The organism is Mogibacterium diversum, assembly GCF_002998925.1.
Taxonomy (GTDB): Bacteria; Bacillota; Clostridia; order Peptostreptococcales; family Anaerovoracaceae; genus Mogibacterium; species Mogibacterium diversum.
In genome coordinates this window covers 1,764,083-1,777,579 of sequence record NZ_CP027228.1, presented here as the reverse complement: position 1 = coordinate 1,777,579, position 13,497 = coordinate 1,764,083, and the positions used below count along the sequence as shown (strand labels likewise).

The 13,497-nt window shown below is 41.8% G+C and carries 10 protein-coding genes; 1 reads left to right on the top strand and 9 read right to left on the bottom strand.

Going from position 1 to position 13,497, the window contains the following annotated elements:
* Positions 1–12: 12 nt before the first annotated feature.
* The 5 genes from C5Q96_RS08445 to rbr all read right to left on the bottom strand — a co-directional run bounded on the left by C5Q96_RS08445 (position 13) and on the right by rbr (position 6,673).
* Positions 13–810: a hypothetical protein gene (locus C5Q96_RS08445; protein WP_106057935.1), complete on the bottom strand. Its 798-nt coding sequence runs from the start codon at positions 808–810 to the stop codon at positions 13–15.
* 106 nt (positions 811–916) lie between these two features.
* The gene (locus C5Q96_RS08440) at positions 917–1,765 is read right to left on the bottom strand and encodes a hypothetical protein (RefSeq protein ID WP_158696735.1); all 849 of its coding nucleotides are present in this window, start codon (positions 1,763–1,765) and stop codon (positions 917–919) included.
* 11 nt (positions 1,766–1,776) lie between these two features.
* Positions 1,777–2,559 carry a DUF6612 family protein gene (locus C5Q96_RS08435; RefSeq protein WP_106057933.1) on the bottom strand — a complete coding sequence of 261 codons (783 nt, stop codon included), beginning with the start codon at positions 2,557–2,559 and terminating at the stop codon, positions 1,777–1,779.
* 208 nt (positions 2,560–2,767) lie between these two features.
* Complete coding sequence (locus C5Q96_RS08430) at positions 2,768–6,061, bottom strand: ABC transporter ATP-binding protein/permease (RefSeq protein ID WP_106057932.1); 3,294 nt, start codon at positions 6,059–6,061, stop codon at positions 2,768–2,770.
* Between the two features lie 66 nt (positions 6,062–6,127).
* Entirely contained in the window at positions 6,128–6,673 is a 546-nt protein-coding gene (gene rbr / locus C5Q96_RS08425) for a rubrerythrin (protein ID WP_106057931.1), read from the bottom strand.
* 262 nt (positions 6,674–6,935) lie between these two features.
* On the opposite strand from rbr, the gene C5Q96_RS08420 reads away from it, so the two are divergent.
* A complete protein-coding gene (locus C5Q96_RS08420; RefSeq protein WP_205763996.1) occupies positions 6,936–7,802 on the top strand; it encodes a CPBP family intramembrane glutamic endopeptidase in 867 nt (288 codons plus the stop codon).
* Between the two features lie 210 nt (positions 7,803–8,012).
* Here C5Q96_RS08420 and C5Q96_RS08415 read toward each other — a convergent pair whose 3' ends face one another.
* The 4 genes from C5Q96_RS08415 to C5Q96_RS08400 all read right to left on the bottom strand — a co-directional run bounded on the left by C5Q96_RS08415 (position 8,013) and on the right by C5Q96_RS08400 (position 13,496).
* The gene (locus tag C5Q96_RS08415; RefSeq protein WP_106057930.1) at positions 8,013–8,423 is read right to left on the bottom strand and encodes a flavodoxin; all 411 of its coding nucleotides are present in this window, start codon (positions 8,421–8,423) and stop codon (positions 8,013–8,015) included.
* Positions 8,424–8,856: 433 nt separating this feature from the next.
* Positions 8,857–9,801 (bottom strand): alpha-hydroxy-acid oxidizing protein, encoded by a 945-nt coding sequence (locus C5Q96_RS08410; protein ID WP_205763995.1) that lies wholly within the window; start codon positions 9,799–9,801, stop codon positions 8,857–8,859.
* Positions 9,802–9,863: 62 nt separating this feature from the next.
* Complete coding sequence (locus C5Q96_RS08405) at positions 9,864–10,799, bottom strand: AEC family transporter (RefSeq protein WP_106057929.1); 936 nt, start codon at positions 10,797–10,799, stop codon at positions 9,864–9,866.
* A gap of 132 nt (positions 10,800–10,931) precedes the next feature.
* Positions 10,932–13,496 (bottom strand): ABC transporter permease, encoded by a 2,565-nt coding sequence (locus C5Q96_RS08400; RefSeq protein ID WP_106057928.1) that lies wholly within the window; start codon positions 13,494–13,496, stop codon positions 10,932–10,934.
* Between the last annotated feature and the right edge of the window lies 1 nt (position 13,497).

Here is a 13,497-nt window from a genome sequence, read left to right as displayed (position 1 = left end):
TATTGCCCCTCCCTAGTAACCTTTAGCCTTATCAATGCCCTTAGGCTCTTCAACACGAATGCCGGTGTTCTGCTCGCTATATTTTGCCACGCCCTTGAATTTACCGCTAACTGTGCTGCTATCATAATTACAAGTGTACTTGAATGACAGTGGCTTATTATCCTCCTTAGAAACGGTTAATTCAGCAACCATCTTTCCTGTGTCGGTACTAGAGCTAACAATGATTGGCCTGAACATTGCACCAAAGAAGAGGTCAACATTTTCATCTTGAAGCTTTATATCAGTCGACTCAAAGCGAAGTGTGTAAGTCTTCTTATCCTCTTTAACTGTGATGTCTTTCTTCTTTGTTTGTAGAAAAGCGATGAAATCGCGGTTGAATCCAGTTGGCTGATTGCGCCACTTACTGGTATAAATATCCTGCTTCCAGTCCTTATCGCCTTTTTCTTTTTTAAATTCTGCCCCGTCGGTTCCGTAGATTTCTCTAGACCCCTTTTTAGAATCATTTTCATAGTTTAGCTTTCCGCGGGCTCTAACTGGACCCATCTCAAAGGTTCCCTTATAAGAGTACTTATTAAAGCCTTCTGCCTTCTGTCCCTCTGATGGTTGGTGGCGGACATAGTCAGTCCTAACTTCTATCTGAACTTTTCCGTCATCTAGATTGTAAAAGGCATCTAGCCCCTTATCAATTTTCTGTTCTTTGGTTAGATTCTCGCCACTTCCATTGCCGCCAGACTGTCCGCATCCAGCAAGCCCAAGCAAAGCGATCAAGCTGATAACCAATATGACTGTTCTTTTCTTGTAACCTGTCATATTCTACCTCCTATCTGTAAAATACCCCGTGCATAGGTTGCTTATAATCATAACCTAATTTGTACAGTTTTTCAATCGTGTATAAGCTATAATAATCCGAAGCAGCTTAAATTCCTGCAGGCTTCTCGATACTATTAATTTTATTAATATCGCGATAGGAAACTATGAAATTATCCTCACTTGCTAGTTTAGCTCCTACTCCATCGGTCTCGCCCTTTGCCTTAATCTGTATGCGAGCCTCGCTTGGCACCATTTTTTCACCGGTAGCCTTATCCTTCTTAGCTATCACAAGGTGTATGCGAAGCTTTACCGATTTAATGTACTGTTTACCTGATTTAAATACCTTATTATCTGCGAATGTCTGCTGTGCTTTACCCACCTGTTCAAAGTCTTTAGATACATCGCCACTGTAATCAAGGTATATATAGTTATCATCTTCTGTCTTCTTAAACTTGTTAGCATACTTCTCATATAGCTTAAGAATGTCTTCGCTACGGCCGACCTCAGGAGCAGCGACATCGTCCTTATCTATCCACACCCATCCGTTTTCCTTTGGTGAGGTAAATCCTTTATACCCCTTATTAGGCTCTGGAGAATAGATTCTCGCATAGCTGTTCAGGTCGTCGGCACTTGCAAATATACGTTTCGCCTTCGCTATCCTGCCATCCTCGTTAGTAGTGCCATATCCGCTTAACACATACTCGCTGAATACCTGTGGGTCGAATTGAATCTGACCCTGCCTGATGGTCGTATCGGAGCTGAACTTCTTCATATACTTGTTAGCAGCGCTGTTCTTGTTATATACGGTAACTTCGTATTCTAAGTTCTTTGCGTTACGCAGCTTATCGATAAAAGTATTTACATCAGATCCCGAACTCTTCTTAAAAGACATGAGGGATAAGCTCAAAACAAACGCGAATGCAATCACAACTACTTTCTGTATCTTGTTCATCATAATCCCCCTTTCTACTTACTTGCGGCGTTGCTGATGCCGCTTGGAACCTCAACTCGTACACCTGAATTTTGCTTGGAATACTTGAAGCTACCCTTAAAATTAACAGTTATCTGAGGGCTTTCCTGTTCGCATGTGTACTTAACCGACATAGGTTTAAATCCTTTCTTAGAGACGGTAAGCTCAATCTTCAATTTGTCATTCGTATCATTATCGGTGTAAATAGGTCCGTTGTAGCTTCCGCCAACTAGTATATCCCCGTTAGCCCCGAGCAACTTCACGTCGTCAGTCTCATATACGAGTGTAAAGCTATCCTTATCGTCTGTGACCTTTATGTCCTTTTTCTTCGTCTTCAGGAATTCAATAGCTTCTCTATTTATTCCAATCGGCTTGCGATAACGAAGTCTCTTTGAGTTTTCTGTGTAATTAACCCACTCTGAATCGTTTACATTTTTTGAGTAATGTGAGATCGCATCGTTATAGAAATCATTTTTGTTTTTACCATCATAGTAAACACCAAGCAGATGGTCTGGGCTCTCTTCAAAATCCCCCTTAAAGGTGAGAGTAGCGTCGAACTTTGACTGCTGCCCCTCCTGTGGCGATTTCAATTCGTACTTAAGATGGTTCTTCATCTCAATTTTTCCATTCTTGAGATGCTCGAAAGCATCCAGTCCCTTGTCGATCTTCTCTTCTTCAGACAAGCTGCCATATTCGCCTTTCTTTCCACAGCCCACAAGCCCAAGTAGAGCTATCAGGCCGATTATCAATATGACTGTTCTTTTCTTATAACCTGTCATATTCTACCTCCTCTTTGTAAAATACCCCCGTGCATAGGTTACCTGTAATCATAATATACTTTTATGCATATAACAAGAAAGCGCAAGTCTAAGCACCTGACCTAAAAGTCTCTAGTGCCGTAGAACTCACGCTTTAGATGATGGTTTCGGCATTATGAAAATTATAAATTCATAACGCTATTTTAATAATTAATTTTTATATTCGTGATTACTCGCTTCTGAGTGCCTCCACTGGATCGCGTTTAGCCGCTGACCTAGAAGGAATCAGTCCAGCTATATATGTTAGGAATACAGATATCCCTATCAGTACGAGTGCTGCACCAATCGGCAGCCTCATAATTCGTTCGACATTAAAGGATGATAGAACGACCATATTAATCGGAATGCTCACGAGGTATACGAAGAGTATCGCAAACACTCCAGATAGCAGACCCTCGATAAATGTCTCAGCATTAAAAATATTTGCAATATTTCGCTTCGACGCACCCATTGCACGCAGAATTCCAATCTCTTTTCTTCGTTCAAGTACAGATATGTAGGTTATAATTCCTATCATGATTGAGCTTACAATCAGTGACACACTGATAAATGCCACTAGCACATAGCTTATCATATTTATTATATCTGTGACCGAAGACATTAGCGTGCCCATGATATCCGTATATGTGATGACCCGCGACTTGTGTCCAGACCTCTTCATACGGGCATTATAGCTATCTATGCCCTCGATTACCTTATCCTTGCGCTCAAAGCTGCTCGGATATATCGAAATAGATTCAGGGTTTGATTTGTCCGCATATCCCATCTTCTTGAGGTTAGAATCGTATGTAACGATGCCGTTATTCATGAACTGCGAGAACAGTGCTGCCATCTGCGTCTGATCCATATTCAGCGAAAATGCTTTTGCAAACGCCGAAGGATTAACACTAAATGCACTCTTCATAGCACTAGCCATATCACCGTTCATAGTCGCACCACTGCTAATCTGCGCGCCTAGTTGCTTCTGCATCTCGGTCATCACTTGATTCATGAATCTACCCATAATCTTGGCCATCCTACCCTGCATGTAATTGGTAAGTGCTCTCTCAATCGTTCCCCGAAGATCACTTCTATTAAGATTCTGTGCTATGCGGGTTGCAGTGCTTGAAATTGCTGTCCTCGAATTAGTGCTCGATAGATATGCGTTTATTATCTCGCTCTGTGCTGCACCTGGATGATTATTCGCATAGTCGCTTGCAAATGCCGGATAACCAGCGAGCAGTGTTGCGATGAGCTGACTCGTCTCTGTGGTTATCATCGACTGCTCGGCTGGAGTCAGAGTGATATTTTGTTGCTGCAGATATGCTGGGAACTCTGCCAGTTCCTGCATGATGTCGCTCATCATGTTCTGGGCTAGGCTCGTCGTATTGACTTTGGACAACGCCTTAGAGTAGTCGATATTCGCCAGCGGACTCATACCAAATGCTTTCTGAAGCTTTGATGCATCGAATTTAAATGCGCTCGCCAGCATGGATTGATTTATGCTGAACAATTTGCTCATATCGAACGACGCCCCATTTTCTTCCTTGAGCGCTTCGAATGTCTTGCCTGTAAATACATCAACTTCAGGATTTGCAAGCTGCTGCTTAACTATATCTGCATCCTTCATTCTGTCGATAATCTGCGAAGTTAAGGATGGCAGATATCCGACACCTGGCTGAAGGGCATTGGATCTAGTCTTGCCGTTCGGCTTAATTACACCTACAACTTTAAGCTTGATTCCATTCTCCAGCTTGCCGGCCATGAACGCCTTGTTCTTAGACTGATTGAGCCATGTGCCAGTTGGAGAGTTATATGAATATATCTCGCCCGGAGAAATCACACTGTAGCTAAGCTTTAGAGCATCTCTGTATCTAAAAGGCTTTTGCTTCTCTGTGTTCATCTCAAGCTTTCCCGTCTCTCTGTACTTGATCATGGCGCGGTCATACTCTTTACGGTCGTAATATCCGAGCTGATATAAAGTGAAATCAGGGATTGAGCCATCCTTGTTTAAAACGAGCACTGCTTCTGTTGACTCCTTAGGCCACTTTCCAGCTACTACCTCGTACTGCTGTTTCAGAAGCTTTTCATCATCGAGCATCTGGTAGAAGCCCGTATTGCTCGAATTCTGGATTCCAAAGCTTTCATAGTTCGCATCCATACCATCAGTCGAATTGACCTGCACTGCATCTGATTCACTCTTGGTCTGGTAGATAAGCGGTGTGATTCCGTAGTTGTATGTTATCACAGAGGCGTTTCGGCGGACCTTGTTGCCCTTTGAGTCAAGATACTTCTTGAAGGCAACTAGGTCATTTTTTCTTGTGCTGCCAAAGACGTTGCCGAGCACGTTTCTCTGCTTGATTTCTGTATTCTCGGCTTTGGCTGCACTCTTTGACCTATCTGAACCGTTATGTGCCTCTGAACCATCATCTGACCCAGAGACGCTTTCTGCATCAGAGGACGAGCTTTTATCAGTATCTTTATCCTTTTCCTTCGATATTCCAGACATTCCTGCAAACATACTCGATATATCCGCTGCATTCTTGGAAATAGTGAGCGGATATGACGAGAGCGTATCTTCCTCGACCTTGGCTATGTACCCGTTTACTCCATTTGATAGCGCAAGGATAGCTGCGATTCCAATAATACCGATAGAGCCAGCAAAAGCCGTTAGAGCCGTACGTCCCTTCTTGCTCATCAGGTTGGAGAATGAAAGTGAAAGAGCTGTTCGAAAGCTCATCGAAGTCTTAGTTCCGGCATCCGATTCGCCTATTTTCGTTCTTGCGCTACTCTTTAGTTCCTCTGCTGTAACAGGCTTTTTATCTTCGAGAATCGAACCATCTTTAAGCATGATAATCCTATTTGCATATTGCTCAGCAAGTGCAGGGTTATGTGTAACCATGATTACGAGCCTATCCTTGGCAATCTCCTGTAACAGGTTCATAACCTGGATACCAGTCTCAGTATCTAGCGCACCTGTCGGTTCATCCGCTAGTACAATCTCGGGATTATTTACAAGTGCTCTTGCAATCGCCACTCGCTGCATCTGCCCACCAGAAAGCTGGCTCGGCTTCTTGTTCTCATGGCCCTTAAGCCCAACCTTATCAAGTGCCTCTTCAGCTCTCGCGCGCCTCTCCTCGGCACCTACACCAGTCAATGTCATAGCTAGCTCTACGTTAGCCCTCACCGTCTGATGCGGTATTAGATTGTAGCTCTGGAATACAAATCCAATTCTATGGTTCCTGTATGTATCCCAATCAGCGGACTTATACTCCCTAGTCGACGTACCGTTTATGATAATCTCACCTGAATCAGCAGTATCGAGACCGCCGAGGATATTGAGCAGCGTAGTCTTACCAGAACCAGATGGTCCTAGAACTGCTACGAACTCATTGTCCCTGAATGTGACCGATACACCATCTAGTGCTTTCTGGATGAAGTCACCAGTCCTATATTCTTTTTTAAGCTCTCTTACTTCAATCATGTATATATCCTATATAAAAAGGGCTTCGGCGAACCGAAGCCCAGATAAGCCGTATGGACTATCTCCTTAGTAGTTTTCTGCGTGAACCTCAAAGAATGACTGTGGGTGATTGCAAACTGGGCAAACCTCTGGAGCCTTAGTTCCAACACAGATGTGTCCGCAGTTGCGGCACTCCCATACCTTAACATCACTCTTCTCGAATACTTCCTTCATCTCTACATTCTTGAGAAGTGCACGGTATCTCTCTTCGTGGTGCTTCTCAACCTCTCCAACGAGACGGAATCTTGCTGCTAGCTCTGGGAATCCCTCTTCCTCAGCAGTCTTAGCAAAACCTTCGTACATGTCTGTCCACTCATAGTTCTCACCATTAGCAGCATCCTCTAGGTTGTATGCTGTATCGCCAACTCCATCGTTGAGTTCCTTGTACCAAAGCTTAGCATGCTCTCTCTCGTTTGCAGCTGTCTTCAGAAAGATATCTGCAATCTGCTCAAAACCGTCCTTCTTAGCTCTTGATGCAAAATATGTATACTTATTAGTTGCTTGTGATTCACCAGCAAAAGCTGCTTCTAGATTCTTCTCTGTCTGTGTACCTGCGTACTTATTCTTAGCCATAATAATTACCTCCTTAAAAAAATTTCGTTAATCAATCATGCAGTAACCAGCTGCATTTACTTTCGAACTAATTATACATGTATTAGACTAATTGTGCAAAACTATTTTATGAATTATTCTTCACGCAAATGCACGTTTTGAGGTGCAAAAATTCTATTAGCTCATGTCATATATGGTATAATCTCTTATCTTTCGTTTAATTATAGTTATGCTCGAGCGAGCTAAATATAAGTAGACATGAGGGAGAAAGGATATATATCTAATGACAGAAAACATGACGAAACAATACGGATTCAGAGACAACATAATCTGGATCTGGGCGCTAACCTTCCTGCTCACAATAGGTGGCGATTTAGTATCATTAATTTCCATTAACTACACGCTATTCAGCGATGCGTATACGGAGACATTTAATCTTTATATAACCTTTTGGGGAATATGGTTTGTCTTCCTAATCGCCATTTTAAGCATCAAAGACAATCGCTATATACTAGAGGCGTTAAAGTATCGAAAGAACGGAAACAATATCAAGAACCTCCTTATTGGTTTCGCAGCTGGATTTGTCATGAACGGCGCCTGTGCACTAACTGCGTATCTTCACGGAGATATTAAGCTCAGCTTCGCGAAATTCGAGTTGTTCCCGATACTCCTCATGTTTATCGCGGTATTCGTCCAGTCTTCTGCAGAGGAACTTATATGCCGTGGATTCATGTATCAGAGAGTGTTACAGAGGTATTCAAATCCTTGGGTAGCGATATTGGTGACTTCTTTATTTTTTATGGCGCTTCACCTTGGAAATGATCACGTTTCATTTTTCCCACTTCTCGATATATTCCTCACAGGTTTGTTATTCGCGCTAATGATTCATTACTTCAACAGCATATGGATGGCGATGGCTTGCCACACGACCTGGAACTTCAATCAGAATATACTGCTAGGTCTGCCAAATAGCGGCGAAGTATCATCCTATTCGATATTCGTTCTCGACACTAAGCATGATGCAAATAGCTTCGCATACAATACTGGTTTTGGGCTAGAAGGGACTATCATGTCGGTTGTAGTGATGCTAATCAGTATAGCAATCATATTTTATGCACATAAAATATCCGAAGGCAAAAAATCATTATAGCAAGAGTTTTGAATATACAAACCAAAAGCCGGAGGCTCATGCCCCCGGCTTTTGGCGATTAACAAAATGACTTAAATATGTAGGTTGAAAGTATGATTATTATGGTTTGGATATATTTGCTTATGGTTATTAAGCATAATTATGTTTATATTATCTGTACGATTATTCGAATGTGCCATCTCTGGTCACAAGCGCACGCTTTAGGTATGATTAAGCGTTTGCTAATGCTTCACCGAGAGCCTTGCACTGTGCTAGACCTGCATCATCAGGCTCGTTGTTGCAGATAACTGGCTCTTCTACAACTACTGCACCAGCTTCTTCCATACGATCCTTCCAAGAACGCATCCACTCGCCATCGCCCCAATCGTACGATCCGAATAGAACAACCTTCTTGCCCGAACAGCAACCTTCTAGCTCTGCGATGAATGGTTCAAACTCTTCCTCTTCAAGCACCTCTGCTCCCATAGCAGGGCAACCTAGAGCAAGCTTGTCCTCACCCTTTACATCTGCAACGCTCACCTCAGATACAGACACAACCTTAGCATCTGCACCGATGCCTTCGCCAACGGCGTTAGCCATTGCTTCAGTGTTGCCTGTAGCACTCCAATATACAACGTACATGTAAACACCTCCTGGTAATTATATACTGCTTTGTTAGTTATCTCTAACTAATGCTTATTATATTAGAGGGCTCTAACTTTGTAAAGAGGTTTTTTATGACTTTTTTAAAAAAATATATAAATACGAAGGACGAGCACTCTTAGCTCGCCCTCCGCATTTTTAGGAATATAGAGAAAATGTTACCTATGGTATGTTCCCTAATGGAACGCTCTACCATATTTGCTTCTATTATATGTCATCTTGATTAAACCATAAGATAAGGCCATGCATCCTCCCGAAATTATAAATCCAACTGTTGCACTTACCATATCATATTCCTCCTTAATCAAGATTTTTTATTTATATAATCATTTCTTATTTTGTTATCTCCATTCTATCCTATTCCATAACTTTGTCAAGACTTTATCATGTATTTTTGTGATAAATTTATCAGCTATATATACAATACCGATTTATCAAAAGAGCAAGCATCCTTAATGCCCGTGTACATCATGAGCTCAGATAATTGCTGATTCATCTCTATCACCTTCTTGGTTACTCCCTCTCTTCCATCCTTGAGTAGTGGGCCAAGTATTCCGCGTCCTACAGCAACCGCATCTGCACCCAGTGCGAGAAGTTTATACGCATCATATCCAGTATCGATAGAGCAATCAGCAAATACTAACACGCCGCTTCCCTCTAGAGTCTCTTTGATCCTTGGGAGTATCTGGGCTGGCGCAATTCCGAACGGTATCCTTCCGTGATGATGCGATACGATTATCGCTTTACAGCCTGCATCCTTAGCCTTAACCGCATCTTGAACAGATAGAACGCCTTTTGCAACAAATGGAAGTTCAGTTGCCGCTACATACTTCTCGAGCTCTTCCTGCATAACGGGCCCGAGAGGAAATCCGTCTACGACGTCGTATTTGCCATCAGTTCCAGGCACATGGTCGATATCAATACCTACAGCGATTGCCCCGTGCTCTTCAGCAAACTTTATCTCATCTAGAATCTTATCATGATTCATGAATGGCTTTATTATCCTCACCGTCTTCGCACCGACAGCAGCAATTTCTGCATATTCATCATTCGGTTCCATGCCGACCCAGTTTAAAGCATTTAGCTCCAAAGCCGCCTCTGCATACTGAACCATCGGTTTCTTGCCATCCTTTCCGACCTTATTTAGATGCGAAAAAGCAGGCATCATAATCGGCGAAGAGAACTTCTCTCCAAATATTTCACAGCCTAGGTCCGGAAGCACTGCATCAATCACCCTCATCTCCACGTGAATGCTGTCCAGATACGCCCTATTATATACGTTCGCATCATCTGCCTTGCCACTTGTAACAGGTATCAAACCCTTAGGTCCTGGCCATGGGCTCTTAATCTCGCTCATAATCCCCTCCATAATTTCCTTCATATCTTCATATCATTAAAAATTTACATTACAACTATCCGTTACGCCACAAAGATTGTAATTAACGTGTATGCGATCAGTGCAACTACAAGAAATAGTGAGATAAATGCTGACATATAGCTCTCATCGTCCTCACCCGTAACGAGCGCCTGTACCTGAAGCGGAACTGGGAATCCGGTTGGGCACATGAAATATAGCAGAATAGCAATCTCAAACACCTTCTCGGATACGAGCGCTGGGAATATCACATAGAACAGACCGATTATTATCGAGCAGAGCACAAGTCTCACTATGGCAAGCCTTAAAAGTGAAGAAAGCATCTCTTTCTCAAATTTCAGCTCGTACCCAAGTGTAAATAGGATAATGCCTGTTATCGGTGTTATAACGAGCTCCATCGTTGAATTGAATGTAGACTCGAGTCCCATGCTCATAATCATTTTATGAAGCCCCGTAAGGTTCATGAACACACCCCCGATGACCGAGACCATGAACGAGCTTGTAAAAATCTTCTTTAACAGCTCCTTCCACTCTACCTGGCCAACGACTTTCTTAGTCACAAGAATCGGTAGCACTCCAAAGTTAATCAATATGCCAGCAACGTCAAATGTGACGATATTAACCGCATGTGCCGCTCCGACTATAGATATGTATAGTGGCAAAGCTACATTCCCACCTTCACAAGTTACTAGTAGATAAGGCGAGATATGTGCAAACTTTTTGCCGGTGAACGGCGTTAGCTTAAACCCTATAAACAGCACGATTAGCCAGATTATATCCATATATATAATCTGGATGAGAAATGTGCTCTTGAGCTCGGATGTTACAAGCACTTTGTATACTAGTAACGGAAATAAGATTGTAAATACTAATTTCTTTGCACCTTCGTTCTGTGCAAATGTAATCCACTGCCTTTTTCTTGCCAGTAGCCCTAAAAAGAGCATAAAAAACACCGGAAATAATGCCTCTACTGCTTTCATATATACCTACCTAATCATTATTACATGTCGATAGAAACAAAAAGGTTTCGCACAATTAAATAATACGCTATTAAGATGATTATACTGGTTATTCTAGTGATGTCAATAGTATTATCCATATAAAGCTGGTTTCTAATCAGCCGACTTTAATGCGTCCAACATATTGAGTTTTCTAATCATGCGATTTGCATAAACGCACAACACACAGAGTATTCCTATAACTGCTATGCTCGGAACTATATATCCCCATAACTCTATATTTGGCGTAAACATAACGTGCGATGGGGCTACATATGCGATTATAAAATCATGCAGTATTTTGCCCGATATAAGCCCTAAAACAATACCGATAATTGACAGAACGACAGTTTCACGGTATATGTACATAGTTGCTTCTTTGTTAAGAAATCCGAGTACCTTAACTGTAGATATCTCGCGGACCCGCTCTACCATATTTATGTTAGTTAGATTATAGAGAATCACTATGGCTAGTAGGGTCGACATGATCGTCAAAACAAACATTACCGTCAGCAAAGATTTTGATACACCACGAACCTGCTCGATTATATTGAGATTATGAGCTACTCCTTTAACACCTTCTAGGTTCATGAATTTTGATGCTACATTAGCAATATCACTCTTCTCTTTGACCTTGACCAAATAACTGTTAGCAGCAGGAGTCTCGCCCCATACATGTGAATAGTAATCGTCACTAACAAACATATAGTGTCCTGCATACATCTCAGCAATTTCACTTACTCTAACGGTATATGTCTTGCCTCCATCGTTAAGATTAAACGTGTCGCCCTTCGATACCCCTAGGAGCTTAGCTAGCTTTTCGGTAATTACAACTCCATTCTTTGGTAAAGTAATGGAATTATGTAGGGCTTTTGTCTTTATATCAATGAGAGGGGCAAAGCTTTTCTTAGATGTCGCCATGATGGTAATATCTTGCTCATCATCCACTCCTTTTATCTGCTGTGATACCTGCTTAATATACACATCTTCATATTTTGCAACACTTGATGATTTTAGAACCTTATCAAGTTTAATTTGCTCATCATTTGTAATCTCATCAGACTTTGTAACAACTACATCATATTTTATAAGATCTCCAAACTGCCTTCCCTCTATATCATTGACCGAAGATGAGATTCCAAGTCCAGCACAGAGCAGCGCAACTGATCCAATGACTCCGAATATTGTCATTAACATGCGCTGTTTATATCTAAATATATTTCTTGCAGTAACTTTCTGAATGAAACTCATCCTCTTCCATATGAATTTTACCCGCTCTAGCAAAATCCTTGAGCTACTGCTTGGCGGCTTAGGAAGTAGCAGCTGTGCTGCATTTGCCTTAAATTCTCGATGTACAATGGCAAGCACTGGCAAAACCGTACACGATAGTGAAAGAAAAACTGCAATACCTACAATGGTCCAATTAAATTTAAGTTCCGGAATAGGCATAGTCATATTTGCCATAAGCGATGAACACAAAACATATGGAATTCCATACGTCCCAAGAAGCACTCCAAGGAATGACCCGATTCCACCTGAACAGAGACCGAAAGTAACAAACTGCTTAGTCACATCCCGCTCAGTATAGCCGAGCGCTTTCATAACCCCAGCATTGGTGCGTTCTTCATAAACAAATCGTGTCATGTTAGCCACAGTTACGAGTGCTGCCACTAAGTACAGAACAATGGGGAACACATTTCCCACCTTACCTACACCAAACGACATATTCCTTAGCATTTTTACCCCGTCGCTACCTGGTATCGTCCTGTATGTGTGGACATGATATTCAGGTTCAGGTACTGATATCTTCGAAGGATAATTCTCTTTTCCATCAATGTGGTTTTCGCCTATCTTTGCTTGACCTGTGTAAAAACCGCTGGTGTTACTCCCCGCCATCCGCTTTTCGTATTGCGCTCTTAGATTTTTTTCTAGCTCTATCTTTCTATCGGCAGCATTATCACTCAATAATTTTTCCAGCTCTTTGCTGTGCTTTTTTAGCTTATGGGTATACGAATCTCCAAATCTATCAACATCCTTTAGATCTTTAAATCTTATTCTAGCTATCACTGGAACATTCTGCTTAAAAGCAGACTTTGCTACAACTGCATATCCTGAAAGCGCACCAGTTCCTGCGTTTGATGGTCCTAGCGTATTATCAGCGATAATTTCAGTTGAGTTTATAAAGCCTGTAACCCTGTATGTATGTCGCTTTAGTTGCTCTGGAACTCCTCTTTTTTCTGCAAACTCAATGTTACTACCTATTTTATATTTTCCTCTATACCTATCTGTAAGCGCGATTTCGTCTTGTCGTTTTGGCAGCCTGCCCTTGACTACCTCAAACTTCGATATCCTGCGAGGCGCTGAGTATATGCGTATAGAAGATGAAGATTTTGCAATAGTCGTATCTGTGAAGTTTCCAAACTCTACTTCACTTACACCATGTGCTTCCCTAATCTCCTTCTCATCTGCAGCTCCAAAGCCCTGACTCGCAATTACAGCCAAATCCACAGTGTCAAATTTATCAAAATACTCGTTTGCGCTCCTATTGATATCTGAACCCGCGGACTTTAATCCTATTAAAGTCATCGATCCCAGCATAGTTAGCAGCATGATGGATAAGAAACGTCCTAGCGATTTTTTAATTAATCTTCTAGTAACTTTCCACATAGTTGTCTTCATA

Excerpts from the sequence above, each read along its gene's own strand:
- C5Q96_RS08445 (WP_106057935.1), bottom strand. The coding sequence starts at position 810 with ATGACAGGTTACAAGAAAAGAACAGTCATATTGGTTATCAGCTTGATC.
- C5Q96_RS08440 (WP_158696735.1), bottom strand. The coding sequence starts at position 1,765 with ATGATGAACAAGATACAGAAAGTAGTTGTGATTGCATTCGCGTTTGTT.
- C5Q96_RS08435 (WP_106057933.1), bottom strand. The coding sequence starts at position 2,559 with ATGACAGGTTATAAGAAAAGAACAGTCATATTGATAATCGGCCTGATA.
- C5Q96_RS08430 (WP_106057932.1), bottom strand. The coding sequence starts at position 6,061 with ATGATTGAAGTAAGAGAGCTTAAAAAAGAATATAGGACTGGTGACTTC.
- rbr (WP_106057931.1), bottom strand. The coding sequence starts at position 6,673 with ATGGCTAAGAATAAGTACGCAGGTACACAGACAGAGAAGAATCTAGAA.
- C5Q96_RS08420 (WP_205763996.1), top strand. The coding sequence starts at position 6,936 with ATGACAGAAAACATGACGAAACAATACGGATTCAGAGACAACATAATC.
- C5Q96_RS08415 (WP_106057930.1), bottom strand. The coding sequence starts at position 8,423 with ATGTACGTTGTATATTGGAGTGCTACAGGCAACACTGAAGCAATGGCT.
- C5Q96_RS08410 (WP_205763995.1), bottom strand. The coding sequence starts at position 9,801 with ATGAGCGAGATTAAGAGCCCATGGCCAGGACCTAAGGGTTTGATACCT.
- C5Q96_RS08405 (WP_106057929.1), bottom strand. The coding sequence starts at position 10,799 with ATGAAAGCAGTAGAGGCATTATTTCCGGTGTTTTTTATGCTCTTTTTA.
- C5Q96_RS08400 (WP_106057928.1), bottom strand. The coding sequence starts at position 13,496 with ATGAAGACAACTATGTGGAAAGTTACTAGAAGATTAATTAAAAAATCG.